Consider the following 26,985-nt stretch of genomic DNA (forward strand, 5'->3'; position numbering starts at 1 on the left):
AGCGTAGGACGGGGTTCCGACATCGGCGAGTGCATCTGATAAAGAGCAGATCAGGCGTCGGTTCGACCGCTCCTGCCGTCCGCGCGACCCGAGAGCCCCACGGCATCCGCCCGCTCTGGGATTCGCGCGGGATCCCTGCGTCAGCGGGGGAGGAGGGCGATGACCTGCACCAGATCCACGTCGCCCACGACCAGATCGGCCCGCTCGCGTACGGCGGGCTTCGCGTTGAACGCCAGACCGAGGCCGGCCGTCTTCATCATCTCGAGGTCGTTCGCGCCGTCGCCGATCGCGAACGTCGACCGCAGGGGGACGCCGTTCTCGTCGGCCCAGCGGCGGAGCGTGCCGGCCTTGGCCGTGGCATCCACGATCTCTCCGTCGACCTCGCCGGTGAGGCGGCCGTCGTCGGCGACGAGCCGGTTCGCGCGCCAGACGTCGACCCCCAGGTCGGGCGCGATGGTGTCGAGCACTTCGTGGAAGCCTCCGGAGACGACTCCGACGATCCCTCCGCGTTCGTGCACCGCGGCGATGAGCTCGCGCACGCCGGGAGTCGGCTCGATGCGTGCGATCGCGCGAGCGAAGGCCTCGGTCGAGACGCCCGCGAGGGCTTCGACGCGTGAGCGCAGGCTCGTGGCGAAGTCGACCTCGCCGCGCATGGCCGCCTCGGTCGCCGCAGCGACCTCGGCACCGCGGCCGGCTTCGTCGGCGAGGAGTTCGATGACCTCGTTGCGGATCAGGGTGGAGTCGGCATCGAGCACGACGAGGAAACGAGCGGGCGCAGGCACGCGCTCGACCCTAGCGGGTGAGTCGGGGGTCGCGCGGTCCACGACCGGTCGCATCTGCGCAACTGCGCTCTCGTCGCACGGCGTCATGCGCGGGGGCGATGTCGGAGCCCCCGCGTAGGCTTTTCGCACCGCCGACTCCTGAGAAGGGACCCCTCATGGCCGATGTCGAAAGCTTCACCCTCGACCACACCGCCGTTCTGGCGCCGTACGTCCGCCTGATCGGCACCGAGTCGGGGCCGCGCGGTGACGTCATCTCCAACTTCGATCTGCGTCTCGTGCAGCCCAACGAGCAGGAGATCCCGACGGCCGGACTCCACACGATCGAGCACCTGCTCGCGAGCCTCGTGCGCGACCGCATCGACGGCCTCATCGACATCTCGCCGTTCGGATGCCGCACCGGTTTCCACGTCATCATGTGGGGCGAGCCCGACGTGGCCGCCCTGGTCGATGCGATCAGCGATTCGCTGCGCGCCATCGTCGACGACGTGCAGTGGGACGACGTGCCCGGAACCGACGCGTTCAGCTGCGGCAACTACCGCGATCACAGCCTGCACACGGCCAAGGAATGGTCGAAGGTCGTGCTCGAGAAGGGCATCTCGCGCGACGCATTCGAGCGCGTGGGCGTCTGACGCGGAGCTGAACGGGTAGCGGGCAGGCCGAGTCTCGCGCGACGCGTTCGAGCGAGTGGGCGTCTGACGCTGAGCGGAACGGGTACCTGGCAGGCCGAGTCTCGCGCGACGCGTTCGAGCGCGTGGGCGTCTGACGCTGAGCTGAACGGGTAGCGGGCAGGCCGAGTCTCGCGCGACGCGTTCGAGCGAGTGGGCGTCCGACGCGGAGCTGAACGGGTAGCGGGCAGGCCGAGTCTCGCGCGACGCGTTCGAGCGCGTGGGCGTCTGACGCGGAGCGGCAAGCTCCCCACCTCCTATCGCTGCGAACGAGGGGGCGGCGACCTTCGCGGTCACCGCCCCCTCTTCGCATCCGGAGGTTCTCGGCATCCGGAACCGCGTTTCACGACTAGGCGTGGACGTGCACGTCCTTGCCGACGACGGTGATGCCCGTCTCGGTGACGGTGAAACCGCGGGCCAGGTCGCGCTCGCGATCGACGCCGATGGTCGCCCCGGGCTCGAGCACCACGTTCTTGTCGAGGATCGCGCGGTGGATCCGCGCTCCCGCACCCACCTGAACGCTATCGAACAGCACCGAGTCGGTAATCGTCGATCCGCCGCCCGCGAGGGCCCACGGGCCGACGACGCTGCGCTCGAGGTGGGTTCCCGACAGCACCGAGCCCAGCGACACGATCGAGTCGATCGCGTTGCCGATGCGCCCGACCGAGTCACGGACGAACTTCGCCGGAGGGGCGTTGAAGGTCTGCGAGAAGATCGGCCAGTCGTTGTTGTACAGGTTGAAGATCGGCAGCGTCGAAATCAGATCCATGTGCGCGTCGTAGAACGATTCGATCGTGCCGACGTCGCGCCAGTACGACCGGTCGCGGGGCGTGGACCCGGGCACGTCGTTGCGCTGGAAGTCGTAGACGGCCGCCTCGCCGCGGTCGACGAAGTAGGGGACGATGTCGCCGCCCATGTCGTGGGCCGAGGTCGGCAGCTCGCCGTCGTGCGTGACGGCGTCGACGAGGGCGTCGGCGTCGAAAATGTAGTTGCCCATCGAAGCGAGCACCTCGTGCGGCGAGTCGGCGAGGCCTGCCGGGCTCTGCGGCTTTTCGAGGAACGCGCGGATCTTCGTCGGGTCGCTGGGGTCGGTGTCGATGACGCCGAACTGGTTCGCGAGCGAGATCGGCTGACGGATGCCGGCGACGGTGGCCTTCGCGTCCGAGGCGATGTGCGCGTCGAGCATCTGCTTGAAGTCCATGCGGTACACGTGGTCGGCACCGATGACGACGACGATGTCGGGCTTCTCATCGCGGATGAGGTTCATCGACTGCAGGATCGCGTCGGCCGAGCCCGAGAACCAGCGTTTGCCCAGTCGCTGCTGCGCGGGGACCGAGGCGACGTACGAGCCGAGCATCGGCGACATGCGCCACGTCTGAGAGATATGACGGTCGAGGCTGTGCGACTTGTACTGCGTGAGCACGACCAGCTGCCGCAGCCCCGAGTTGATGAGGTTCGAGATGGCGAAGTCGATCAGGCGGTACTGGCCGCCGAACGGAACGGCGGGTTTGGCGCGATCGGCCGTGAGGGGCATGAGTCGCTTTCCCTCGCCGCCGGCGAGGATGATTCCGAAGACCTTCGGCGCTGCAGGCATGGCACCACACTAAGGGGCGGATGCGGCTGCGGAAACACGTCTGCGGCGCGCCTTTCGCTGTACTACGGTTCGTGTCATGCGCGTCGACATCGTGACCAAGGAATACCCGCCGGAGATCTACGGCGGAGCCGGAGTCCACGCCACCGAGCTCGTCAAGGCGCTGCGCGCCGAGGGCACCGAGGTGCAGGTCCGCGCGTTCGGCGCCGACCGTGACGAAGCCGACGTGACCTCATACGGTGTGCCCGCAGAGCTCGCCTCCGCCAACGGCGCGATCCAGACGCTCGGCACCGATCTCGAGATCGTGTCCGACATCGCCGGCGCCGACGTCGTGCACTCGCACACCTGGTACGCGAACTTCGCCGGGCACCTGGCATCCCTGCTCCACGGCATCCCGCACGTCGTGACCGCGCACAGCCTCGAACCGCTGCGCCCGTGGAAGGCCGAGCAGCTCGGGGGCGGCTACGCCGTCTCGAGCTACATCGAGAAGACCGCCTACGAGGGGGCCGCCGCGGTCGTCGCGGTGAGCTCCGGCATGCGCGACGACATCCTGCGCAGTTACCCCTCGCTCGATCCCGCCAAGGTGCGGGTCATCTACAACGGCATCGACACCGAGTCGTGGCATCCGGTGTCGGATGACGCGTTCCTCGCGTCGCAGGGGATCGATCCGTCGCGCCCCTCGGTCGTCTTCGTCGGTCGCATCACCCGCCAGAAGGGCTTGCCCTACCTGCTGCGCGCGGCGGAGCAGCTGCCGCCCGAGGTGCAGCTCATCCTGTGCGCCGGCGCCCCCGACACCCCGCAGATCATGGCCGAGGTGCAGGAGCTGGTCCGGGGGCTCCAGGCCACCCGCGACGGGGTCGTGTGGATCGAGAAGCTGCTGCCGCGCAACGAGCTCAGCGCGATCCTCACCTCGGCGACGACGTTCGTCTGTCCCTCGGTGTACGAGCCGCTGGGCATCGTGAACCTCGAGGCCATGGCGTGCGGCGCAGCGGTCGTCGGGACGGCGACCGGCGGCATCCCCGAGGTCGTCGTCGACGGCGTGACCGGGCGTCTCGTGCCGATCGAGCAGGTGCAGGACGGGACCGGAACGCCCGTCGATCCCGAGCGGTTCGTCGACGATCTCGCCCGCGTGCTGACGGAGGTCGTGACGGATGCCGATACCGCCCGGGCCTACGGAGAAGCCGGTCGCACGCGAGCCGTCGAGGACTTCAGCTGGGCGGCCATCGCGGAGACCACCGCGGCGCTCTACGCGGAGGTCGCGGGGAGGTAGGCGGCCGCGGTCGCGATGTGCGGCACGACGACCGGGGACGTCTCGGAAATCGCCGCGCGCGACGGGCGCGGGGGCGCTCCGGCACTCTCCACAGGGGCCGCGTGGCATCCGGGAGCCCCTGTCTCGGACAGTAGGCTAGATCCATGCCCCAGGTGCTCGAGTTCTCCGACGTCGTCGTCCGCCGGAACGCGCGGGACATCGTGTCCCACCTCGATTGGGAGGTGTCGGACGACCAGCGTTGGGTCGTGCTCGGGCCGAACGGCGCGGGCAAGACGACGGTGCTCCAGCTCGCCGACACCCTGCTGCACCCCACGTCGGGTTCGGTGACGATCCTCGGGGAGCGTCTCGGTCGCACCGATGTGTTCGAGTTGCGTCCGCGCATCGGTTTCGCCTCGTCGGCGATGGCGCGTCGCGTGCCGCCGGAAGAGACCGTGCTCGACGTCGTGCTCACGGCCGCGTTCTCGGTCGTGGGTCGCTGGCGCGAAGACTACGACGACATCGACGAGCGTCGTGCACTTCGCGTGCTCGCCGAGTGGAAGCTCGACCACCTCGCCGACCGCACCTTCGGCACCCTCAGCGACGGCGAGCAGAAGCGCGTGCAGATCGCTCGAGCGGTCATGACCGACCCCGAGCTGCTGCTGCTCGACGAGCCCACCGCGAGCCTCGACCTGGGTGCGCGCGAAGAGCTGCTCACCCTGCTGTCGGGCTACGCGCAGGCGCCGACCACGCCCGCCATGGTGATGGTCACGCATCACGTGGAGGAGATCCCGGTCGGTTTCACGCACGTGCTGCTGCTGCGCGACGGCGAGGTCGTGGCATCCGGTCCTCTCGAGGAGGCCCTCACGGCCGAGAACCTCACGAAGACGTTCGGGCTCGAGATCTCGCTGACGCGCGAGGCCGGGCGCTACGCGGCGCGGGCGGTCTGAGAGTTCGGATCCGGGTGTTTCTCGCGCTCGACTCCGTCTGTCGGTCGGGCTCGAGATCTCGCTGACGCGCGAGGCCGGGCGCTACGCGGCGCGGGCGGTCTGAGAGTTCGGATCCGGGTGTTTCTCGCGCTCGACTCCGTCTGTCGGTCGGGCTCGAGATCTCGCTGACGCGCGAGGCCGGGCGCTACGTGGCCCGCGCGGTCTGAGAGTTCGGATCCGGGCGTTTCTCGCGCTCGACTCCCTATGTCGGTCGGGCTCGAGATCTCGCTGACGCGCGAGGCCGGGCGGTACGTGGCCCGCGCGGTCTGAGAGTTCGGATCCGGGTGTCGGCTGAACCGGCGCCCTCGTGTCAGGGCACTGCTCGGGCCTGATAGACTCTGACGTTGGTGCCTTCGGCGCCGCAGACTTTGACGTCCTGGCAGAATCCAGGACACCACTTCTCAAAGGACCTCCCATGCAGACTGACATTCACCCCACGTACAAGGCCGTCGTCTTCCGCGACCTCGGTTCGGGCGACACCTTCCTCACCCGTTCGACCGTCTCGAGCGACAAGACGATCGAGCTCGACGGCGTGGAGTACCCCGTCATCGACGTGGAGATCTCGTCCGCTTCGCACCCCTTCTACACGGGCAAGCAGCGCATCATGGACTCCGCCGGTCGCGTCGAGAAGTTCAACCAGCGCTTCAAGAACTTCGGCGGTCGTTGATCCGCAGCGGTTCTCGCAGCGAAAGCCCCTCGTCCTTCGGGATGGGGGGCTTTCGCTTTTCCGAATTGGTTGCGTGGGGTGCGTCGGTGCGTGGGGTGCGTCGGGCGGCGGGCTCGGCTGCGGGGTGCAGCGGACGGCGCGGTGTCGCGCGGTCTCGCATCCTTCAGGGTCGTTCTGCCGACGAGCGCCGGTCACGACGAACTGCACCCGCTGCCCCGTCGTCGCGTGTGTGTCCACGCGAATGCGTGCCTGCCCTCAGACCCTCGACGTGAGCTTTCCCGCGTTCTCGTATCCTCCGAGGTCGTCGCGGCGGTTTCGCCACATGCGCTGCTCGGCGCGCGCCTCGGCGACGACGGCAAGGTCGATGGCGGCGACCGCGACCCCCTCACGACCTTCGACGGAGGCGACGCGACGACCGAGCGGATCGAACACGGCCGAACCGCCGATGAAGTCGCTGGGCGCGCCCACGAGTCCGCTGAAGACGACGTACACGCCGTTGTCGAGGGCTCGCGAGGCGTAGTGCAGGTCGCGTCGCCGCTCGCCCCCGGGGAAGTACGCGCCGCTGTTCACGTACACGAGAGCACCGGATGCCGCGGCGGCGGCCGCATGCTCGGGAAAATTCGCGTCGTAACAGACCGACAACGCCACGCGGACGCCCTTCACCTCGAACGAGAAGCCCCGCTCGCCGGCGTCGAAGATCTCGCGTTCGGGGGCGTGGAGGTGCTGTTTGGCGTAGGCGGCGAACGGTGGACGTCCGGGAGCGAACACCACGTCGGTGAGGGTGCGTCTGCCGCCCGTCTGCAGGGCGGTGTTCACGATGGCGATGACGCCGGTCTCGTCGACGATGCGTCGGAGAGGATCCTGCCACTGCAGGTCGTGGAGGTCGGGAAGGGGCGCCGCGAAGACCTCGTCGGCGTAGCCGGTGAGGAACGCTTCCGGGAACACCACCACATCGGCATCCGCCTCCGCCGCCGCGGCGATGAGGTGCGCCGCTCGCGAGACGTTGTGGAGCAGGGCTCCGGGTCGGGCTTCGGCCTGCACGGTGGCGATGCGGAAGGTCACCGGATCAGTGTGGCAGGGCGTGGGGCAGGCGCGCGTGGTCGGGAGTGTGGGGTGGGCGGGTGTGGTCGGGAGTGTGGGGCTGGGCGTGTGGCTGGAGGGGGTGGTGGGGCGGGTGGTCGGTGTCTGCGCCGGGCTGGTTTGCTGGAGCGATGAAGTTGCAGCGGTGCCGGACGGCGGAGGAGATCGCGGAGATCGAGGTCTTTCTGCGCGAGGCGGATCTGACCGTGGCCGGCCTCGACGCGCCGACGGTGCGCCTGTGGGTGGAGCGCGAGGGCGTCGGTGGGAAGAGGGCTGGTGGGGACGGTGCCTGTGGCGTCGGTGCTCGTCGGGTTGAGGCCGGTGATGGTGGTGCCGGAGGGCGTGGCGCTGGTCGGGGTGGTGCTCTTGGTGTTGGTGCCGATGAGGTTGGCGCTGGTCGGGCTGATGTTCCTCGGGCTGGCGCCGATACGGCTGACGCCGCTCGGGCTGGCGCCGATACGGCTGACGCCGCTCGGGCTGGCGCCGATACGGCTGACGCCGCTCGGGCTGGCGCCGGTCGGATCATCGGCAGCACGGGATGGGAAGTCAGCGCTGACGGGCGGCATGTGTTGATCCGGAGCGTCGCGGTCGCGCCCGAGCGACGATTGCTGGGCCACGGTCGCGCCTTGGCCGTCTTCGCTCTCGAGCGAGCAGCCGCCGAGGGTGCGCATACGGCCTGGCTCTTCAGCCGTCGGTCGGGAGGGTTCTGGCAGAGCCTCGGGTTCGTGCCCGCGGATCGGGACGAGCTCGCGGGCGTTCTCGCGAATACGTATCAGGTGCGGATGTTCCGTCGTACGGGGCAGCTGGAGCGGGAAGTGGCGTGGAGGCGGGCGCTGCAGGCGGAGTGAGTCGAGCTGGCGGGTTCGTGTGCTCCACAGCGTGGGCTCGCTCCTGTGGACTTGACCGGGTGGGCTCGGACGCAGGGGGCACGACCGCGGGCATGAGCTTTCCCCGGATCCGCGCGTGAGTTCTAGAACGGCGGCGGATCCGCGTCGAAGGTCTCGCCCCGCGGCGAACGCCATGTCAGGTCACCGTCGGGCGAGGCGGACGGCTCCCACAGCGTTTCGTGTCGGAGTCGATGGTGATGGCGGCACTTCGGGTCGAGGTTGTCTTCGTCGGTCGTTCCGCCTTCGGCCCACGCCGTGCGGTGATCGATGTCGCATTCGCGGGCGGCCCGATTGCATCCGGGGAAGACGCACGTCGGATGCGTCACGCCGAGCCAACGACGAAGCGCGAGCGGAACTCGATAGGTCTTGCGGTCGAGAGCGAGGGGCGCGCCGGTCACGGGGTCGGTGAGCAGACGGATCCACGAGGTCGCATTGCCGGCGAGGCGACGGGCCGTGTCGAGATCGATGGGGCCGTAGCCCTCCAGCGTGGCGGGTTCGGCGGATGCGCCGAGCAGCGTCAGGGCGGGGACGGTGACGATCACCGTTGCGGAGGGCGTGGAACGCGGTGCGGCGAAGGCGGGTGGCGAAGCGGCTTGGGAAGAAGCGGCCGGGGGCGAAGCGGCCGGGGGCGCAGCGACGTGCGGCGGAGCGACCGGCGGTGAATCGAACGAGGGTGCATCGATCGTAGGTGAATCGATCGGCGGCGGAGCGACCTGCGGCGGAGCGACCTGCGGCGGAGCGACCGCGGGCTGGGTCGACATCGATGCCCCTGCCGGCGGTGAGTCCGAGGTGGCGGCTTCCACTCGCGCCGGCTCGGGGGCGCCGGAGGACACCGTCGCGACGAGATCGGCCAGAGCATCAGCGCGCAGCTGCGCGAGAGTCCGGTCTTCGTCAGGGAGGGCGCGGAGAGAGCGAGCCACTCCGTCGAGGCGCGACATCACGGCACGAGCCCGATCGGCAGGGAGGAGGGCGCTCAGCGAGGCCATGCCGTCGAGCTCGGCGGACATCCAGACGCCGCGATCTGCCGCCGCGCGATGATGACGCTCTTCGAGGGACTCCGCGTGGACGCGCTCGCGGATGACGCGCGCCGCGACGGCGAACTTCGCGGGTGTGAGCACCACGGCTCGCTCGCACACCTGCTCATCGAATCGTTGCAACGGCTCGGGCTCGTCGGGCAGGGACGACGCCAGTCGAGCGACCTCGACCGCGTGGCGCTCCGAGATGCGCCCCTCGCTGAACTCTTGCCAGACCGCAGGGGTGCGCTCGTCGAGGGTGCGGGCGTGCGCCGCGCGCGTGCGGACGGTCTGCTCGGACAGGCGGAGACGCACGGCGATCTCGGCGACGGCGGCGCGTTCGGCCATGTCCGCGCGATCGCGGCGGACGGCGCGGATGGTGCGCCGACGTGCGTCGCTCCATGAGGGGTCACGGGTCGGATCGGGTCCCGCCCACGGAGTGGGGTCTTCGGCAGCTGACTGCAGGATGGACGCGATGAGTCGGTACTCCTCCGCGGTCGCCCGTTGGCGCAGCCGCGCGACGGCCTTCAGCCGATGGAGAGGGGCGTCGACGTCGCCGTCATCGGCATCCGCCGACAGGAACTCGTCGAACGGATCGACGGCGTTCTGCGGGGCGGTCTCGCTGGACGCTTCGCGGGGGACTTCCGACGGTGCTCCCGCGATATCCGCCCACTCGGACGCGGGCGAGTCGCCGACGAGGAGCGGAATGACCACGCCGTTCACGGCGCAGGGGGCGTCGTCGTCGGCATCCGCCCACCACTCGACCTCGGGCACTGCGCTGAGTGCGTCGGACTGGTGCGTGGGCTGATCGTACGGCCACCAGTCGACGTCTGCGGACTCGCGTATCGCCGCCCATCGGGCCTCGATCTCGAGCTCGTCATCGCTGGGTCAGGGCGCACCGTCGGTCTCGCGGAACACCGGTCGCGGCCGGTCTTCGGAAGGGGCGGTGCTGGTCATGGGAGAACGGTATCGGGGACCTCAGACATTGGGTTCGTGGTCGGGAGAAGTCCAGGCCACGGGCGGGATCGGGGACGGGGACTACAGTTCGCACCGGCGCTGAGGGCCAGGCTGAATCGGTGGCAGGACCGCTCGGCAGGATCGGACCGGCAGGGCAGATCGAGGGGCGGGCCGGCCCCACGCTGTCGACCGGGGAGTCGAGTCGAGATCACGCAGTGGGGCTGCCCGACGCGTCCGCCGGGGAGCCGAGTCGAGGTCGTGCAGTGAGGCCGCCCGACGCTGTCGACCGGAGAGCCGAGCCGAGGTCGCGGCTATGTGAGAAGCCGTCGACCGGGGACACCGTTCGAGATCAGGATCCTGACCGCTCACGGACCACTGACGCGTCATCGAGCGGGGAAGCCGTGGCGAGGTCGCAACTGGTCCCGCTCAGCGGATCAGGCAACCGCTCGCGACGCAGAAAACCTCGCTAGCACCACTCAGCGGATCGGCCACGCTCCGTCGACCGGGGGAGCCGTGGCATCCAGTCGCCCGATCTTGATGAAATACTCGGTGAGGCTCGCCGCCTGCGCGCGGGCCCACCCGATCTGGCGGGTGTGGAGCTCGTCGAGGGTGGACGGCATCCAGGGACCGAACTTCTCGGCCAGCGCGAGGGCGAGCCGACCCGCCGCGACGGCATCGGCACAGGCCTCGTGCGCCGACTCGAGCGGCACGGAATAGTGCTCGGCGACGACCGACAGCGTGCGCTTTCCGCGGCGATACCGGTCGTACGTCTTGTCGACGACGAGCGGATCGATGACCGGCGAGGGAGCGGCGATGGGCTCGACGCCGTGCCGGATCGCCTCGTTCTTCAACAGCGAGAAGTCGAACGGCGCGTTGTAGGCCACGACCGGGATCCCCGCCGCGAACAGCGCCGACAGCGCTTCGACGACCTCGCCGACCACGCGGGGCGCCGGAGCGCCCTCGGCCCGGGCGCGTTCCGTGCTGATGCCGTGGATGGCGGCCGCCCCGGCCGGGATCTCCACACCCGGATCGGCCAGCCAGTCGCGGGCGTCGACGACGTGTCCGTCGACGTCGAGAACGCCGACGTGCGCGGTGACGATGCGGTCGTTCTCGACGTCGATCCCGGTGGTCTCGAGATCGAACACGCCGATGAGGCGCGCCCACTCGGGCGTCTGGAACAAAGGAAGCGGCTCGGCCTGCCACGTGGTCATGCGCCCACGGTAGAGCGGGGTTCCGACATGGGCGGCCAGGCGCGCAGGCACCGGGGTCGACGGGGGAGGACCGGGGCGGATGCCGCGGCTCGGCCGGGGGCCGGATTCGCGCTCGCGCGGGGAGCGGAGGGGCTCCGTCGCGGCGCCCAGGTGCCCGAACGTGGTGGCGTGGGGCGGACGCGCTCGCGCGGGTCGGACGCGTTCGCGCGGGGAGCTGAGGGGCTCCGTCGCGGCGCCCGGATGCCCGAACGTGGGGGCGCGGGTCGGACGCGTTCGCGCGGGGCGCGGAGGGGCTCCGTCGCAGCGCCCAGGTCGATGTCGGAACCCCCTCCTAGACTCGACCCATGCCGAATCCGTACGCCGAACTGCTCGCCGCGATCCCCGTGACGCGACGCGAGGCGCACGTGCTCGGTGGCACGACCGCGTACTGGGTCTACGGCGACGATTCCGCAGCGACCACGATCGTCGCGGTGCACGGCTTCCGCGGCGAGCACCACGGGCTCGATCCCGTCGTGGCGCACCTTCCCGGCATCCGGGTCATCTCGCCCGATCTTCCCGGGTTCGGCGAGACGGCCCCTCTCGTCGGGCGCCCGCACGACCTCGACACCTACGCCGCGTGGCTGCGCGCTTTCGTCGAAGACGTCGCTCCGGATGCCGTGATCCTCGGCCACTCGTTCGGCTCGATCGTGTCGTCGGCCGCTGTCGCCGGAGGGCTGTCGACGCCCAGACTGATCCTCGTCAACCCGATCGGTGCACCCGCGCTCGAGGGGCCGCGAGGGATTCTGACCCGCCTCGCCGTGTTCTATTACCTGGCCGGGGCGAAGCTTCCTCGCGCGATCGGCGAGGGGCTTCTGCGCAACGGACTCATCGTCCGCGTCATGAGCAACGCCATGGCGAAGACACGCGACCCGCAACTGCGGCGGTTCGTTCACGAGCAGCACGACGAATACTTCTCGCGGTTCGCCGACCGCGATGTGCTGCACGAGGCCTTCGTGACGAGCGTGTCGCACGACGTGCGCGAGTTCGCGCCGCGCATCGCTCAACCCACGCTGCTCATCGCCGCGCAGAAAGACGACATCACGCCGATCGAAGCGGAACGTCACCTCGCGACGCTGTTCCCGCGAGCCGAGCTCGTCGAGATCCCCGACGTCGGACACCTCATCCATTACGAGACGCCTCAGGCTGCGGCGGCGGCGATCCGGGGGTTCGTGGACGCGGAGTGAGCGGGGGCTCGTGCTGAGCGAAGGTGCCGAGCCAGGCTGGAGACATCGGGCTCGGCTCGAGCGGGCTCGCTACCGCACCATGCGCAGTTCGACGATGCCGCCGATGTGGGCATCCTCGAACGACACCCCGTCTTCGCGGAAGCCATGCCGTTCGTAGAACGCCCGCGCGCGCTGATTCGCGCTCGCGACCCACAACTGAGCGGGACGGTCGGCGATGGCCCCCGTGAGCAGGGCGTGACCGACACCGGTGCCGTGCTCTGAAGCCAGCAGGTAGATCGCGAAGAGGGTGAGATCGCGCGTCGGCTCGAATCCCTTCGTCGCGTCGGCGCCCTTCGACGCCCCGGCGAGGGCGAACCCGACGATCCGCGCGTCGCGTTCGGCGACCACGATGGTCAGCGGGGGCGCGTCGGCGCCGAGCATGAACGCCCACGCCCCACGCCGCCGCTCGAGGGCGGTGTCGTCGAACATCTCATCGGGCATGAGACCCGTGTAGGTCTCACGCCACGTCTCGACATGAACGGCGGCGATCGAGTCCGCGTCGTCGAGGGTGGCTGGGCGGACCGTCGCGGTGCTGCTCATGCCTCGACCGTAGACGAGAGCGCGAGACGGCCGAGCGCCGACGGCGTCGAGACGGAGCGCCCGAGGGGAAGGTCGGGCGGGTTCTCGGCATCCGCCCACGAAACGCGCATCACGGGTCGGCGATCCATACGGCGAACGTGGGTCCGCACGCGATCGCGATCAGTGCGGTGCGTCACCCCCCCCGGGCAGGTGTCATCGCCGCAGAAGAGGGGAAGATCCCCGCCCCGCGGTCAGGCCGGAGCCTCGGCCTTGCGGCGACGGTACGCGTTGACGTTCATACGGTTGCCGCAATTGCCGGCGTCGCAGTAGCGCTTCGAGCCGTTCTTCGAGAAGTCGACGTAGACGCCCGCGCAGTCGTCGGCGTCGCACACGCGAACGCGCGCGTATTCGTCCGCACGGATGACGTCGACGAATGCCAACGCCGACTCGACGAGGATGCGCGTCGCCAACGGATCGGCCGGATCGCTCGCGTGGATGTGCCAGTCGAGCCCGTCGTGCCGCACCAACTGGGGGAGCGCCCGACCGTCGGCGAGCATGGCGTTCACGAGGGGCACCGCCCCGTCGCGATCCGTGCTCCACAGCTCGAGAAGACGGGGGCGGATGCCGCGGACCGCCGCGAGTTCGCGCGCATCGCGCGTGCGCGACCCGGTGTAGCCGTGACGCTCGGTGAAGGCCTCGAGGGCCTCGACCTCCTCGAGGGTGTCGACGCCGCTGACATCGGTCTGCGGCAGGGTGTTGACCAGCTCGACGGCAGCGCGCAGCACCAGTTCGGTGTCACGAATGAAGACCATGTTGACTCCTGACAGGCGCGGGTCGTACTGTCACGAGTGTAAACGTTCTTCACTCCTGACAGCAGGCTCGCATGACCACCTCGTCCGTCACCCTTCCGCGCCCCACCCCACACGGCTCCGGAGCCGTCACCGGGCTCGTGATCGCCGTCGCCTCGGCCCTCGCGTTCTCGTCGAGCGGTCCGTTCGTGAAGCCCCTGCTCGACGGGGGCTGGTCGCTCGGGGCGGTCCTGCTCGTGCGGATGGGGGTCGCGGCGCTCCTGCTGTCGCCCGCGCTGATCCTCGCGATCCGCCGACAGCGCGGCTTCATCCGCCGACACGGACTGCTCATCCTCGCCTTCGGCCTCACGGCCGTCGCCGGATGCCAGCTGTTCTACTTCGCCGCGATGCAGCGGATGCCGGTGGCCGTCGCCCTGCTCATCCAGTACATCGCGCCGGTGCTGCTCGTGCTCGCGGTCTGGGCGCGCACCCGCACGGCTCCCTCGAAGGCGGTGCTGATCGGCTCCGTCGTGGCGATGGTCGGCCTCGTGCTCGTGGTCGACATCAGCGGGGCGCGCTTCGACCTGCTGGGGACGATCTTCGCGCTGTGCGCCGCCGTGTGCGCGGCCGCCTACTTCGTCATCGCCGGGCGCGCGGGCGACGATCTCCCGCCCCTCGCTCTCGCCGCGGGAGGCCTGATCACCGGAACCGTGCTGATGGGCATCCTCGTCGCCACCGGGATCCTGCCCTTCGCCGCACCCTCGATCACGGTGTCGCTCGCGGGGCTCGAGGTTCCCGGCATCCTGCCCCTGCTCTGGGTGGGCGGCGTCGCCACCACGGTCGGGTACGCCCTCGGGGTGATCGCGGTGCCGCTCATCGGCTCGCGCCTCGCGTCATTCGTCGGGCTCAGCGAGGTGCTGTTCGCCCTCGGGTTCGCCTGGCTGCTGCTCGGCGAGACGCCCGCTCCCGTGCAGTTCGTCGGCGGTGCGCTGATCCTCGTCGGCGTCGTGCTCGTGCGGCTCGACGCCGGCGGCGCGGTCGAGGAGAAGACCGAGACGGCGAGCATCCCGGTGGTGCCGGCGCCGTAGGCCGGCGCGGGTTCCGGTCCCTTCGACAGGCTCAGGGACCTCGCGGGCTCAGGGGCTTTCGGTTCGGAGGTGGCTGAGCCTGTCGAAGCCACCGGTCTTTCAGGGGTTCCGGTCCCTTCGACAGGCTCAGGGACCTCGCGGCTAGTTCTCCTCGCGTGCCAGCTGCATCAGCGGGCCCACGCGGTAGCCGATCACCTCGCCCATCACCAGCGAGGTCTCGGTGCGCTCGACGCCCTCGATCGCGAGGATGCGCGCATCGGTGTCGAACAGGTGCTGGGTGTCACGGCACGCGACGCGCACGAGCAGGTCGACCTGACCGCTCAGCCCGTGCGCCTGCAGCACTTCGGGAACCTTGGCGAGTTCTTCGCGGATGATCGGCAGCTCGGCCTGGCGCACGGTCACCTGCAGGAACGCCTCGATCGGAAAGCCCAGCGCCTCCGCCGACAACGTCCGCTCGTACGACAGGAACACCCCACCGCGTTCGAGGCGGCTCATGCGCGCCTGAACGGTGTTGCGCGAGAGGCCGAGCTTCTCGGCGAGCGCGACGACGGTGGCGCGCGGATCGGCGGACAGGGCGCGGAGGAGGTCGAGGTCGACCGCGTCGAGCTTGCTCATGCTGCGAAACATTAGCAGCGCCGGGGCCGTCTGCAATGGGCACAGTGCTCAATATGACGACGAGGTCTTGAGCGGGGTGCATTCCGCGCGTACGGTCGGCCACGTCGGCGCTGTTGCCGACACCCGGATCGCCCCGGCTCTCACGAGGAGCCACGGGCCGCACCTGGAGGGATGACGATGACGTACACCCAGACGCGAGACTCTTCGACCGGAAGAGCCGACGACCACGACCCCCAGGACGACGTCGACGACGTCCTCCGCCTGCTCGAGCCGGACGGCACTCGTATCGCCGACGCCGAGCTCGATCCCTGGATCGCCGACCTCTCGCCGCACGAGCTGCGCTCCCTCCACCGCGACATGGTGCTCACCCGTCGCCTCGACGCCGAGGGCGTCGCGCTGCAGCGCCAGGGTCAGCTCGCCCTGTGGGCGCCCTGCCGCGGCCAGGAGGCCGTGCAGGTCGGCACCGCCCACGCCATGGCTCCCGGCGACTTCGCCTTCCCCAGCTACCGCGAGCACGGCGTGCTGCTCGCCCGCGGCGCCAAGCCCGAGGGCTACGTGCTCGCCTGGCGCGGCGAAGAGCACTCCGCCTACGACCACGCGTCGATCAACGTCGCCCCGCCCCAGATCATCATCGGCGCGCACTCGCTGCACGCGACGGGCTGGGCCATGGGTGCGCAGCGCGACGGCTCGACCGATGTGGCCGTGGCGTATTTCGGCGACGGTGCCACCAGCCAGGGCGACGTCAACGAGGCGATGGTGTTCGCCTCGTCGTACGGCGCCCCCGTGGTGTTCGTGTGCTCGAACAATCAGTGGGCCATCTCCGAGCCCGTCACTGTGCAGGCCAAGTACCCCATCGCGGGCCGGGCGCCGGGCTTCGGCATCCCGAGCCTCCGCATCGACGGCAACGACGCCCTCGCCTGCGTCGCCGCCATGCGCTGGGCCCTCGACCGTGCCCGCCGCGGCGAAGGGCCCTCGTTCATCGAGGCCGTGACCTACCGCATGGGTCCGCACACCACGAGCGACGACCCCACCCGCTACCGCGACGCCGACGAGGTGGAGCGGTGGGCCGGTCGCGACCCGATCGCCCGGCTCGAGGCCTACCTGCGGGCCGAGGGCATGCTCGACGACTCCGGCATGGATGAGGTCGCCCGGGCCGCCGACGCCCTCGCCGCCGACGTGCGCGCCGCGTGCATCGGAGCGACCACGCGTGCGCCCGAGACCATGTTCGACCACGTGTACGCGGAACCGCATGCCGGAGTCGAAAGGCAGAAGGCCGAGTACATGGACTACCTCGCGGGGTTCGAGCAGGAGGGCACGCGATGACTTCCCTGACCCTCGGTTCCGCGATCAACGCGGCAGTGCCCGAAGCTCCCCACGGCGACGAGAAGGAGATGTCGCGATGACTTCCCTCACCCTCGGTTCCGCGATCAACGCGGCAGTGCCCGAAGCTCCCCACGGCGACGAGAAGGAGATGTCGCGATGACTTCCCTGACCCTCGGCTCCGCGATCAACGCGGGCCTGTCGAAGGCACTCGAGAACGACGACAAAGTCCTGCTCATGGGCGAGGACATCGGCAAGCTCGGCGGCGTCTTCCGCGTCACCGACGGCCTGCAGAAGCGCTTCGGCGCGCAGCGCGTCGTCGACACCCCGCTCGCCGAGGCCGGCATCGTCGGCACCGCGGTGGGCCTCGCCCTGCGCGGCTACCGACCCGTCGTCGAGATCCAGTTCGACGGCTTCGTCTACCCGGCGTTCGACCAGATCGTCTGCCAGGTCGCGAAGCTGCACTACCGCAGCAACGGTCGCATCCGGATGCCGCTGGTCATCCGCATCCCGTGGGCCGGAGGCGTCGGCGCGGCCGAGCACCACTCCGAGTCGCCCGAGGCGTACTTCGTGCACACCGCCGGACTCCGCGTGATCGCCGCCTCGAACCCGCAGGACGCCTACGTCATGCTGCAGCAGGCGATCGCCTCCGACGACCCGGTGATCTTCTTCGAGCCCAAGCGCCTGTACCACTCCAAGGGCGAGGTCGATCTCGACGCCGACCTCGCCGACGCCCCGCCGATGCACCTCGCGCGCGTCGCCCGCGAGGGCACGGATGCCACGATCGTCACCTACGGCGCCCAGGTGCGAACCGCCCTCGACGCCGCCGTCGCCGCCGAAGACGACGGGATCTCGCTCGAGGTCATCGACCTGCGCTCGCTCTCGCCGATCGACATGAACACGGTCGCGGCATCCGTCCGCAAGACCGGACGCGTCGTCGTCACGCACGAGGCCGCGCGCGAAGCGGGAGTCGGCGCGGAGCTCATCGCGAGCATCACCGAGGAGTGCTTCCACTACCTCGAGACGCCGCCGCGGCGCGTCACCGGGCACGATATCCCCTACCCGCCGTCGAAGCTCGAGAAGCACCACGTGCCCGATCTGGACCGGATCCTGCACGCGGTGGATCTGGTGCTCGAGCGCGGTGCGGGCTCTTCGCCCACCGGCGGCGCATCCGCCGCGACCGTCGAGGGAGGCGTTCGATGATCGCGGAGCGCAGTGCTGCAGGGCGGATTGCGGGCACGATCGGAGGAGGCGTTCGATGATCGCCGAGTTCCTGCTTCCCGACCTCGGCGAGGGGCTTCCCGAGGCCGAGATCGTGCAGTGGCACGTGGCCGAGGGTGACACCGTCACCCTCAACCAGACGATCGCCGAGGTCGAGACGGCGAAGGCGATCGTCGAGATCCCCTCGCCGTACGCCGGCACCGTGCAGGGTCTGCACGCCGCGGCCGGAGACGTCGTCGAGGTCGGCTCACCCCTGGTGTCGTTCGACCTCGGCGGGACGGATGCCGGTACCCCGGCGGCCCCCTCTGCTGAGGCGACTCGAGAGGCCGGGGCCGGCCGCGCCGTCGAGACGGTCACCGAGGCACCGCTCGAGGCCCCCGCCGACGACATCGCCGCCCGCGCGACCCCGAACCTCGTCGGGTACGGCGCCGCCCCGGCATCCGGCAACCGTCCGAAGCGACGCGCGCGCGGCGGTGGGACCGCGGTGATCGACTCCGACCACGCCGTGCGCGAGGCCGCTCCCCACGACGTCGTCAAGACCGGTCCGATCGACCTGCCTCTCGAGCGTCCGCGCTCGACCCCGCCGGTGCGCAAGCTCGCGAAAGACCTCGGGGTCGACCTCGTGCTGGTCGCCGCAGCCCACCCGGGTGAGATGGTCACGCGCGGCCACGTCGAGGAGTTCGCTGCGCGCACTCGGGCGATGCCCGAGGTCGCGGCATCCGCCCCCGCTCACCCCGGTGGGACGGTGGCGCGCGGCCAGGTGGGCGAGGTCACGGCATCCGCCCCCGCTTCAATGTCGACGGTCCCCCCGACCGGCCGGTCCAGCGACCGGGTGACACGCACGCCGATCCGCGGAGTGCGCAAGCACACGGCCGCGGCGATGGTGCAGAGCGCGTTCACGGCTCCGCACGCGACGACGTTCCTCACCCTCGACGTCACCGCGACCACCGAACTGCTCGCGTCGCTCAAGACCGACCGCGCGCTCGACGGGCACCGCATCGGCGTGCTCGCGATCGTCGCGAAGGCCGTGTGCCTGGCGCTCGGGCGGACTCCCGCGCTCAACGCCAAGTGGGATGAAGCGGCGGGTGAGATCGTCGAGCACCACTACGTGAACTTGGGGATCGCCGCCGCGACCGACCGCGGTCTCGTGGTTCCCGTGATCCCGGATGCCGACCGGCTCGACCTCGTCGACCTCGCCGACGCGATCGCCGAGCTCGCCGCGACGGCCCGCGCCGGACGCACCGCTCCCGCCGCGATGACCGGCGGGACGTTCTCGATCACCAACGTCGGCGTGTTCGGCGTCGATGCCGGAACGCCCATCCTGAATCCCGGCGAAGCGGGCATCCTCGCGGTCGGCGCTCTGCGGCGTACGCCGTGGGAGCACCACGGAGAGGTCGCCCTGCGCGACGTGCTCACCCTCAGCCTCTCGTTCGACCACCGGTTGGTCGACGGGGCCGAGGCCGCGCGATTCCTCACCGACGTCGCCGGCGTGCTGCGCGAGCCCGGGAGGGCGATGCTGCTGCGCTGAGCGACCCGCGGCGGCGTTGTCGTCGCGCGGTGCATCGACGGGGTGCCGGGGGAGTGGTCGCCCTCGGCACCTTCCGGTTTTGAGGGGTGCCAGGCGGGCGCGCCTAGCCGGGCGCCGGCTGCGGGGCGGATGGCGGGGACTCAGGCCGTCAGCGCCGCCAGCGCCATGCGGGTCAGAGTGGGGCGCACGCGAGCCGCGGGCACTCCGCGCACGCTGTGCGGGGTCGAGTTGATCAGACCGAAGCACGCCAGGGCTCGCACGCGGCGCTCGGCGGGGGACTCGGCATCCGGGAGCGCTGTGGCGAGCGCCTCCGTCCACACCGCAACGTAGGCGTTCTGCAGATTGCGCACCGTGCGGCGGTCGTCGGGGGAGAGGCGATCCAGGTCGCGGTCCTGCACGCGGATCACATCGGCCTCGGCGAGCGCGAACGCGACGTGGAAGTCGACGAGCGCGCGGAGCGCGGTGTCGGCGGGCGCCGCCGTCGTGCGGAGATCAGCCGCGACACGCGGCTTTGGGGCTGCGAGAGACGGCGCGTCGGCGCCGCGATCCGCAGGACGGTCGGGGGCGGATGCCGTGTGTGCAGGATCGCGGAGGGATTCGGCCCCACGGGAGGTGGGGGCCGGGTCTGCGGTTGTGTGCGCGACGGAGGACCCGGCAACCCGGCGCCCGCCCTCGAGCAACCGCTCGCTGACGTCGACGAGGATCGCGCCCAGCAACGCCTGCTTGCCCGCGACGTGGCGATAGACGGCCGGGCCGCTCACTCCGGCGGCTTCGCCGATGTCGCCGAGGGTCACGCCGTCGAACCCGCGCTCGGCGAACAGGCGGGCGGCGGCGGCGAGCAGGGCCGCGCGGCGGTCGGCCTTGGCGCGGTCGCGGGCGGTGCCGGAAGCGGGGTCAGGCGTCGGGCCCGTCGCGCGGTCGCGTGCCGCGCCGGAGGCGTCGTCCGGCGAGACGTCGACGCGAGCGGGTGCGACCGCGGTCACCGCGTCAGCGCGCGTCTCGCCGTCGGCCCCTGAAGGCTCGTCGTTTGCTCTTGTCATCGGCATCCGCTCGGGCTAGCCTGGAATCTCAGTTAGCCAACATTAACTGAAAACCCCTCCGGCGGAAACGACCCCGACCGGAACGACGGTGCCGTCGACGATGCGGCCCCGAGACGGAGCCGCCATGAGCACAGCACCGGTCACCGCGCCAGCGCCCGAGACGTCACCGAACGCCGCGCCCGCCACCCCCGCGCCGCCCACCCAGCGCGACCTCGCGGAACAGCTGCGCGCAACCCTCGCCACGGCCGCCCGCGGTGGATCCGACGCCGCGCGAGAGCGTCACACCGCCCGCGGCAAGCTCCTCCCCCGCGACCGCATCGACCGCCTGCTGGATGAGGGCAGTCCCTTCCTCGAGGTCGCACCCCTCGCCGCCCACGGCCTCTACGACGGCGGGGCTCCCGGTGCCGGGGTCGTCGCCGGGATCGGCTTCGTGCACGGGCGCCACGTGATGGTCGTCGCCAACGACGCCACCGTGAAGGGCGGGGCGTACTTCCCCCTGACGGTGAAGAAGCATCTGCGCGCGCAGGAGATCGCCCTCGACAACCGCCTGCCGTGCATCTACCTCGTCGACTCGGGCGGGGCGTTCCTGCCGATGCAGGACGAGGTGTTCCCCGACCGCGAGCACTTCGGCCGTATCTTCCGCAACCAGGCGCAGCTGTCGGCCCGCGGCATCCCGCAGATCGCCGCCGTCATGGGTTCGTGCACCGCGGGTGGAGCCTACGTCCCCGCGATGAGCGACGAGAGCGTGATCGTGCGGAACCAGGGCACGGTGTTCCTCGGCGGACCACCCCTGGTCAAGGCCGCTATCGGCGAAGACGTCACCGCCGAACAGCTCGGCGGCGGCGACCTGCACGCCCGCCGCTCGGGAGTCGTCGACCACCTCGCCGACGACGACGAGCACGCGCTCGAGATCGTCCGCGACATCGTCGCGACCCTTCCGCAGACGCCCGCGCCGGTCTGGCAGGTCGAGGCGCCGAACGATCCCGCTCGGGATCCGCAGGAGCTCTACGACATCGTCCCCGCCGACGTCACGCAGCCCGTCGACATGTGCGCCATCATCGACACCCTCGTCGACGCCGGCACCCTGCACGAGTTCAAGGCGCTGTACGGAGAGAGCGTCATCACGACCTTCGCGCGCCTGCACGGGCACCCGGTCGCGATCATCGCGAACGACGGCGTTCTCTTCAGCGAGTCGGCGCTCAAGGCCGCGCACTTCATCGAGCTCGCCGATCAGCGCGGCATCCCCCTGCTCTTCCTGCAGAACATCACCGGATTCATGGTGGGGCGGGATGCCGAGGCCGGAGGCATCGCGAAAGACGGCGCCAAGATGGTCACCGCCGTCGCGACCACCCGCGTCCCCAAGCTCACCGTCCTCGTCGGCGGCTCGTACGGCGCCGGCAACTACGCCATGTGCGGCCGCGCGTACGACCCGCGGTTCCTCTGGACCTGGCCCTCGAGCCGCATCTCGGTCATGGGCGGGGCGCAAGCGGCATCCGTTCTCTCGACCGTCACGCGCGACCAGCGCGCCGCGCGCGGTGATCAGTGGACGGATGCCGACGACCAGGCCTTCCAGAAACCCATCCGCGACCGTTACGAAGAGCAGGGCAGCCCGTACTACGCCACCGCCCGACTCTGGGACGACGGCGTGATCGACCCCGCCGACACCCGCACGATGCTCGGGCTCGCGCTCGACGTCGTCAGTCGCGTGCCGCTGGCTGACCGGGGCTTCGGCCTCTTCCGGATGTGAACATGACCATTCGCCCCTTCTCCACCGTTCTCGTCGCCAACCGCGGCGAGATCGCGCGCCGGGTGTTCCGGACGCTGCGGCGTCTCGGCATCCGTTCGGTCGCCGTCTTCACCGACGCGGATGCCGACGCGCCCCACACCCGCGAAGCCGACCACGCTGTGCGCGTGCCCTCGTACCTCGACGTCGACGCGGTGGTCGCCGCCGCGGTGTCGTCCGGGGCGGATGCCGTGCACCCGGGCTACGGCTTCCTCAGCGAGAACGCCGGCTTCGCCCGCGCGTGCGCCGCGGCGGGGATCGTCTTCGTCGGCCCCGGAGTCGAGGCGCTCGAGGTGATGGGCGACAAGATCCGCGCCAAGGAGCACGTCGCGGCCCACGACGTGCCGACGGTGCCGGGGTTCTCGGCGACCGGTCTCTCCGACGCCGAGATCGCCGCCGAAGCCGATCGCGCCGGATACCCCCTGCTCGTGAAGCCCTCCGCCGGCGGGGGCGGCAAGGGCATGACCGTCGCCACCGGGCCCGATGACCTCGCCGACGCCCTCGCGACCGCGCGACGGGTCGCCGCCGCGGCCTTCGGCGACGACACCCTGCTGCTCGAGCGGCTGTTGGAGCGCCCGCGCCACATCGAGGTGCAGGTGCTCGCCGACGCGCACGGCACGGCCCTCTCGCTCGGCGAGCGCGAGTGCACCCTGCAGCGGCGGCACCAGAAGGTGATCGAAGAGGCTCCCTCACCCGTCGTGGATGCCGCGACGCGCGCCCGCCTGGGCGAGGCCGCCGTCGCCGCCGCCCGCAGCGTCGGTTACCTCGGCGCGGGCACCGTGGAGTTCCTCGTCGCGGGCGACCGGCTCGACGAGCCGTTCTTCATCGAGATGAACACGCGCCTGCAGGTCGAGCACCCCGTGACCGAGATGGTCACCGGCATCGACCTCGTCGAGCAGCAGCTGCGGGTCGCGGCGGGCTTCGCGCTCGAGCTCGGCGAGATCCGCCTCGACGGACACGCGATCGAGGCACGCGTGTACGCCGAGACCCCGGCCCGCGGATACCTCCCCGCGACCGGGACCGTGGGCCTGTGGCATCCGGGATCCGCCCGCGTCGACAGCGCCGTCGAGACGGGCAGTGTGATCAGCTCGTTGTACGACCCGATGATCGCCAAGGTCATCGCGCACGGACCCGACCGCGAGACCGCCCTCGCGCGACTCGACGCCGCCCTCGCCGACACGATCGTGCTCGGCGTCGACACGAACATCGCGGATCTGCGGGCTCTGCTCGCCGATCCCGCCGTGCGCGCGGGTGACCTCGACACGGGGCTGCTCGATCGGCGCGGGACCCCGGTGGCTCCGGAACCGTCGCCGGCCGCGCTCGCCGCCGTGGCGCAGAGAGTCGCGGATGCCGGGAACCCGGCTGACGGCTCGGTCTGGGGACGCGTGGGGGCCTGGCGTGCCGGCGGAGCGGTGGCTGCGCGCACGGTGTCGCTGGAAGACGACGCCGGGCAGGTGCACGCTGTCGCGCCGGGTACCGCTGGAGAGGCGGTCGTGACGGGCGGACCGGTCGAGTACTGGGTGCACGCCGACGGGGGAGCGCACCGGTTGCGAGTGGTGTCGCGGCGAGATGCCACGGAGCGTCGCCGCGTCGCCGCGGGCCGCGCGCCCGGGGCCGTCGACCCCGACCTCGTCGCTCCGCTCCCCGGCACCGTGGTCGCCGTGCACGTCGCCGACGGAGACGCCGTCGACGCGGGCGCCCGCCTCGTCACGATCGAGGCGATGAAGATGGAGCACACGGTCGTGAGCCCGCACGCGGGGACGGTGCGCCTGCGCACGGCGGCCGGCGCGCAGGTCGCGCGAGACGCGGTTGTCGCGACGGTGACGCCCGTAACGCCGGTCCCTGAGCTTGTCGAAGGGCCCGGGACCCTCAGTGCTCTCGCGCCGGGGGCTTCGACAGGCTCAGCCACCGCCGCTCCCGAGGTCCCTGAGCTTGTCGAAGGGCCCGGGACCCGCAGTGCTCTCGCGCCGGGGGCTTCGACAGGCTCAGCCACCGCCGCTACCGAGGTCCCTGAGCTTGTCGAGGGGTCCGGGACCCGCAGTGCTCTCGCGCCGGAGGCTTCGACAGGCTCAGCCACCGCCGCTACCGAGGTCCCTGAGCTTGTCGAAGGGCCCGGGACCCGCAGTGCCGTCTCAGTCACCTTTCCCTCCTCCCACCCCGAACCGCACGATTCCGCCGGCATCCCGGCATCCGCCCCCATCCCTTCCCACAAGGAGTCCCTCTCGTGAGCATCGACAGCCAGCAGGCCTTCACCGACGACGAGCGCGAACTGAGCGCGATGGTGCGCGAGTTCGCCGACGAGGTGATCGCGCCGCGCTCGTACGAAGCCGACCGCGCCCACATGCTGCCCCTCGACCTGGTCGAGCAGATGGGCGACCTGGGGCTCTTCGGCCTGCCGTTCCCCGAGGAGGTCGGCGGACAGGGCGGCGACTACGCGAGCCTGTGCGTCGCGATCGAGGGCGTCGCGCGCGTCGACCAGTCGATGGCCATCACCCTCGAAGCCGGAGTCGGCCTGGGTGCCATGCCGATCTACCGCTACGGCACCGACGCGCAGAAGGCGGAGTACCTGCCCGACCTCGTCGCCGGTCGCGCGCTCGCCGGATTCGGACTCACCGAGGCGGAGGCCGGCAGCGACGCCGGCGCCACCCGCACGACTGCGCGGCTCGAGGGCGGTGAATGGGTGATCGATGGGACGAAGCAGTTCATCACCAACTCCGGCACCGACATCACCCGCTTCGTGACCGTCACCGCTGTCACCGGGCGCACCGATGCGGGCCGCCCCGAGATCTCGACGATCATCGTGCCCAACGGCACGCCGGGCTTCACCGTGGGTCCCGCGTACGACAAGGTCGGCTGGAACGCCTCGGACACGCATCCGCTCACCTTCGACGGCGTGCGGGTTCCCGAGGCGAACCTGCTCGGTGAGCGCGGGCACGGGTTCAAGAACTTCCTCCGCACGCTCGACGAGGGCCGCGTCGCGATCGCCGCGCTCGCCACCGGAGCCGCCGAGGGCTGCCTCGAAGCCGCCGTCGACTACGCCCGCAGCCGCACCGTCTTCGGCGAGCGCCTGTCGACGCGCCAGAACATGCAGTTCCTGCTCGCGCGCATGCACGCCCGCGTGCACACCGCCCGCCTCGCGTGGGTGCACGCCGCGCGCCTGTGCGACGCCGGAAAGCCGTTCACCGTCGACGCCGCCGTCGCCAAGATGACCGCGAGCGATGCCGCCATGGCGAACGCGCGGGATGCGACACAGGTGTTCGGTGGCAACGGGTTCATCAACGAGTATTCCGTGGCGCGCCACTACCGCGACTCCAAGATCCTCGAGATCGGCGAGGGAACGACCGAGGTGCAGCTCATGGTGATCTCGCGTGCGCTGGGGCTCACGGGTACCGTGGCGGCATGATCGAGCAGCGCGGCCTGTATCTGGAGGAGTTCGTCGTCGGTGAGAGGTACGCGCACCGGCCCGGGCGGACGGTGACGGATGCCGACAACGTGGTGTTCACGACCCTGACGATGAATCCGCAGGCGCTGCACCTCGATGCGGCGTACGCGGCGACCCAGCCGTTCGGGCGTCCGCTGGTGAATTCGATGTGGACGCTGTCGACCCTCGTGGGCCTGTCGGTGGGACAGCTCACCCAGGGCACGCTCGTCGCGCAGCTCGGGCTGACCGACGTGAGCTTCCCGGCCCCGCTGTTCGTCGGCGACACCCTGATCGCCGAGACCGAGATCGTCTCGGTGCGGCCGTCGGCGTCGCGCCCCGGACAGGGGATCGTCGTGATGGAGCACACCGGACGCTCGCAGAACGACGAGGTGGTCGCCACCGCGACCCGCACGGTGCTGGTGTGGGCGCAGGAGGCGGCGGCGTGAGTTTCGCGCTCGGGCCCGCACTCCTGTTCGTGCCCGGCGACCGCCCGGAGCGGCTGTCGAAGGCGCTCGAGAGGGCGGATGCCGCGATCCTCGACCTCGAAGACGCCGTGGCCCCGGATGCCAAGGCCGACGCCCGCGCGCAGCTGATCGCCGCCGATCCCGACCCCGACCGCGTGATCGTGCGGGTCAACGGACCCGAGACGCCCGACTTCGCGCTCGACCTCAACGCCCTCGCGCGGACGCGCGTGCGGCGCGTGATGGTCGCGAAGGCCGAGGACCCGGCATCCCTCGCCCCTCTCGAGGGGTACGAAGTCATCGCCCTGTGCGAGACGGCGCGCGGAGTGGTCGCCGCCGAGCAGATCGCCGCGCTCCCGCAGGTCGTTGCCCTCATGTGGGGTGCCGAAGACCTCGTGGCGAGCGTCGGCGGAACCTCGAGCCGCCACGACGACGGCTTGTACCGCGACATCGCTCGACTCGCGCGGGCCCGGGTGCTGCTCGCCGCCGGGGCGTTCGGCAAGAGGGCGATCGACGCCGTGCACGTCGACATCGCCGACCTGGACGGACTCTCGGACGAGGCGCGGGATGCCGTGGCATCCGGATTCACGGCCACCGCGTGCATCCACCCCGGGCAGGTCGCGACGATCCGCGAGGCGTACGCCCCACCCCCCGAGCAGGTCGAGTGGGCGCGCGGAGTGCTCGCGGCGGCCGAGGGGGAGCGGGGAGTGTTCCGCCACGGGGGGCGCATGATCGACGAGCCGATCCTGCGCCACGCCCGCTCGCTTATCGCACGGGCGGGGTGAGCGGGTGAGGTGGCTGAGCGTGTCGAAGCCGCCGGGGTCAGCGATCGGGGTTCGCGCGTGGGTGGT

At 70.8% G+C, this 26,985-nt stretch carries 26 protein-coding genes; 16 read left to right on the forward strand and 10 right to left on the reverse strand.

The annotated features are described in order from the left end of the window. Window positions 1-140: 140 nt before the first annotated feature. Window positions 141-782 (reverse strand): phosphoserine phosphatase SerB, encoded by a 642-nt coding sequence (serB, locus tag FS769_RS10665; RefSeq protein WP_260979741.1) that lies wholly within the window; start codon window positions 780-782, stop codon window positions 141-143. Between the two features lie 155 nt (window positions 783-937). On the opposite strand from serB, the gene FS769_RS10670 reads away from it, so the two are divergent. Continuing rightward, window positions 938-1,411: an S-ribosylhomocysteine lyase gene (locus FS769_RS10670; protein WP_144833259.1), complete on the forward strand. Its 474-nt coding sequence runs from the start codon at window positions 938-940 to the stop codon at window positions 1,409-1,411. Window positions 1,412-1,796: 385 nt separating this feature from the next. Here the strand turns inward: FS769_RS10670 and glgC are convergent, their stop codons facing one another. Continuing rightward, complete coding sequence (glgC, locus tag FS769_RS10675; protein WP_144833261.1) at window positions 1,797-3,041, reverse strand: glucose-1-phosphate adenylyltransferase; 1,245 nt, start codon at window positions 3,039-3,041, stop codon at window positions 1,797-1,799. 76 nt (window positions 3,042-3,117) lie between these two features. On the opposite strand from glgC, the gene glgA reads away from it, so the two are divergent. The 3 genes from glgA (at window position 3,118) to FS769_RS10690 (ending at window position 5,940) form a co-directional block, all read left to right on the forward strand. Continuing rightward, entirely contained in the window at window positions 3,118-4,308 is a 1,191-nt protein-coding gene (gene glgA, locus FS769_RS10680; RefSeq protein WP_144833263.1) for a glycogen synthase, read from the forward strand. A 143-nt stretch (window positions 4,309-4,451) separates the two neighbouring features. Continuing rightward, complete coding sequence (locus tag FS769_RS10685; protein WP_144833265.1) at window positions 4,452-5,234, forward strand: ABC transporter ATP-binding protein; 783 nt, start codon at window positions 4,452-4,454, stop codon at window positions 5,232-5,234. Between the two features lie 454 nt (window positions 5,235-5,688). Further along, the gene (locus FS769_RS10690) at window positions 5,689-5,940 is read left to right on the forward strand and encodes a type B 50S ribosomal protein L31 (protein WP_055837630.1); all 252 of its coding nucleotides are present in this window, start codon (window positions 5,689-5,691) and stop codon (window positions 5,938-5,940) included. Between the two features lie 255 nt (window positions 5,941-6,195). Here FS769_RS10690 and FS769_RS10695 read toward each other — a convergent pair whose 3' ends face one another. Beyond that, window positions 6,196-7,002 carry a carbon-nitrogen hydrolase family protein gene (locus FS769_RS10695; RefSeq protein WP_144833267.1) on the reverse strand — a complete coding sequence of 269 codons (807 nt, stop codon included), beginning with the start codon at window positions 7,000-7,002 and terminating at the stop codon, window positions 6,196-6,198. A gap of 309 nt (window positions 7,003-7,311) precedes the next feature. Here FS769_RS10695 and FS769_RS17085 point away from each other — a divergent pair, with 309 nt between their 5' ends. Further along, window positions 7,312-7,593, forward strand: a complete 282-nt coding sequence (locus FS769_RS17085) for a hypothetical protein (protein ID WP_260979742.1) — start codon at window positions 7,312-7,314, stop codon at window positions 7,591-7,593. Next, a complete protein-coding gene (locus tag FS769_RS17090) occupies window positions 7,587-7,868 on the forward strand; it encodes a GNAT family N-acetyltransferase (RefSeq protein ID WP_260979743.1) in 282 nt (93 codons plus the stop codon). Before FS769_RS17085 ends, FS769_RS17090 begins: the two co-directional genes overlap by 7 nt. Window positions 7,869-7,990: 122 nt before the next feature. Here FS769_RS17090 and FS769_RS10705 read toward each other — a convergent pair whose 3' ends face one another. Next, window positions 7,991-9,694 (reverse strand): HNH endonuclease signature motif containing protein, encoded by a 1,704-nt coding sequence (locus FS769_RS10705; RefSeq protein WP_260979744.1) that lies wholly within the window; start codon window positions 9,692-9,694, stop codon window positions 7,991-7,993. Between the two features lie 659 nt (window positions 9,695-10,353). Further along, window positions 10,354-11,088 (reverse strand): exonuclease domain-containing protein, encoded by a 735-nt coding sequence (locus FS769_RS10710; protein ID WP_144833271.1) that lies wholly within the window; start codon window positions 11,086-11,088, stop codon window positions 10,354-10,356. 344 nt (window positions 11,089-11,432) lie between these two features. On the opposite strand from FS769_RS10710, the gene FS769_RS10715 reads away from it, so the two are divergent. Continuing rightward, window positions 11,433-12,311, forward strand: a complete 879-nt coding sequence (locus FS769_RS10715) for an alpha/beta fold hydrolase (RefSeq protein ID WP_144833273.1) — start codon at window positions 11,433-11,435, stop codon at window positions 12,309-12,311. 69 nt (window positions 12,312-12,380) lie between these two features. Here FS769_RS10715 and FS769_RS10720 read toward each other — a convergent pair whose 3' ends face one another. The 3 genes from FS769_RS10720 to FS769_RS10725 all read right to left on the reverse strand — a co-directional run bounded on the left by FS769_RS10720 (window position 12,381) and on the right by FS769_RS10725 (window position 13,681). After that, window positions 12,381-12,890, reverse strand: a complete 510-nt coding sequence (locus tag FS769_RS10720; protein WP_144833275.1) for a GNAT family N-acetyltransferase — start codon at window positions 12,888-12,890, stop codon at window positions 12,381-12,383. Then, entirely contained in the window at window positions 12,887-13,018 is a 132-nt protein-coding gene (locus FS769_RS17095; RefSeq protein ID WP_260979745.1) for a hypothetical protein, read from the reverse strand. The genes FS769_RS10720 and FS769_RS17095 overlap by 4 nt, the downstream gene beginning before the upstream one ends. Window positions 13,019-13,120: 102 nt before the next feature. Beyond that, window positions 13,121-13,681, reverse strand: a complete 561-nt coding sequence (locus FS769_RS10725) for a CGNR zinc finger domain-containing protein (RefSeq protein ID WP_144833277.1) — start codon at window positions 13,679-13,681, stop codon at window positions 13,121-13,123. A 71-nt stretch (window positions 13,682-13,752) separates the two neighbouring features. On the opposite strand from FS769_RS10725, the gene FS769_RS10730 reads away from it, so the two are divergent. Next, entirely contained in the window at window positions 13,753-14,745 is a 993-nt protein-coding gene (locus tag FS769_RS10730) for a DMT family transporter (protein WP_144833279.1), read from the forward strand. 141 nt (window positions 14,746-14,886) lie between these two features. On the opposite strand, the gene FS769_RS10735 is transcribed toward FS769_RS10730, so the two are convergent. Beyond that, on the reverse strand, window positions 14,887-15,360 hold the full coding sequence (locus tag FS769_RS10735; protein WP_144833281.1) for an Lrp/AsnC family transcriptional regulator: 474 nt from the start codon (window positions 15,358-15,360) through the stop codon (window positions 14,887-14,889). 177 nt (window positions 15,361-15,537) lie between these two features. Here FS769_RS10735 and pdhA point away from each other — a divergent pair, with 177 nt between their 5' ends. The 3 genes from pdhA (at window position 15,538) to FS769_RS10750 (ending at window position 19,429) form a co-directional block, all read left to right on the forward strand. Continuing rightward, window positions 15,538-16,683 carry a pyruvate dehydrogenase (acetyl-transferring) E1 component subunit alpha gene (gene pdhA / locus FS769_RS10740; protein WP_144833283.1) on the forward strand — a complete coding sequence of 382 codons (1,146 nt, stop codon included), beginning with the start codon at window positions 15,538-15,540 and terminating at the stop codon, window positions 16,681-16,683. A gap of 156 nt (window positions 16,684-16,839) precedes the next feature. Beyond that, window positions 16,840-17,883, forward strand: a complete 1,044-nt coding sequence (locus FS769_RS10745) for an alpha-ketoacid dehydrogenase subunit beta (RefSeq protein ID WP_144833285.1) — start codon at window positions 16,840-16,842, stop codon at window positions 17,881-17,883. A gap of 55 nt (window positions 17,884-17,938) precedes the next feature. Next, on the forward strand, window positions 17,939-19,429 hold the full coding sequence (locus FS769_RS10750) for a dihydrolipoamide acetyltransferase family protein (RefSeq protein ID WP_144833287.1): 1,491 nt from the start codon (window positions 17,939-17,941) through the stop codon (window positions 19,427-19,429). Between the two features lie 140 nt (window positions 19,430-19,569). On the opposite strand, the gene FS769_RS10755 is transcribed toward FS769_RS10750, so the two are convergent. Beyond that, on the reverse strand, window positions 19,570-20,271 hold the full coding sequence (locus FS769_RS10755; RefSeq protein ID WP_396652421.1) for a TetR/AcrR family transcriptional regulator: 702 nt from the start codon (window positions 20,269-20,271) through the stop codon (window positions 19,570-19,572). Between the two features lie 322 nt (window positions 20,272-20,593). Between FS769_RS10755 and FS769_RS10760 the strand changes: the two genes are divergently transcribed. The 5 genes from FS769_RS10760 to FS769_RS10780 are packed head-to-tail and all read left to right on the forward strand — an operon-like array spanning window position 20,594 to window position 26,919. Further along, entirely contained in the window at window positions 20,594-22,216 is a 1,623-nt protein-coding gene (locus FS769_RS10760; RefSeq protein ID WP_144833290.1) for a carboxyl transferase domain-containing protein, read from the forward strand. Window positions 22,217-22,218: 2 nt separating this feature from the next. Then, complete coding sequence (locus tag FS769_RS10765; protein ID WP_144833292.1) at window positions 22,219-24,480, forward strand: biotin carboxylase N-terminal domain-containing protein; 2,262 nt, start codon at window positions 22,219-22,221, stop codon at window positions 24,478-24,480. Then, window positions 24,477-25,655: an acyl-CoA dehydrogenase family protein gene (locus FS769_RS10770; RefSeq protein WP_144833294.1), complete on the forward strand. Its 1,179-nt coding sequence runs from the start codon at window positions 24,477-24,479 to the stop codon at window positions 25,653-25,655. The genes FS769_RS10765 and FS769_RS10770 overlap by 4 nt, the downstream gene beginning before the upstream one ends. Continuing rightward, complete coding sequence (locus tag FS769_RS10775) at window positions 25,652-26,119, forward strand: MaoC family dehydratase (RefSeq protein ID WP_144784845.1); 468 nt, start codon at window positions 25,652-25,654, stop codon at window positions 26,117-26,119. Before FS769_RS10770 ends, FS769_RS10775 begins: the two co-directional genes overlap by 4 nt. Then, on the forward strand, window positions 26,116-26,919 hold the full coding sequence (locus FS769_RS10780) for a CoA ester lyase (RefSeq protein WP_144833296.1): 804 nt from the start codon (window positions 26,116-26,118) through the stop codon (window positions 26,917-26,919). Before FS769_RS10775 ends, FS769_RS10780 begins: the two co-directional genes overlap by 4 nt. Window positions 26,920-26,985 lie beyond the last annotated feature (66 nt).

Source organism: Microbacterium sp. BH-3-3-3 (genome assembly GCF_007679045.1).
GTDB classification, from domain to species: Bacteria; Actinomycetota; Actinomycetes; order Actinomycetales; family Microbacteriaceae; genus Microbacterium; species Microbacterium algihabitans.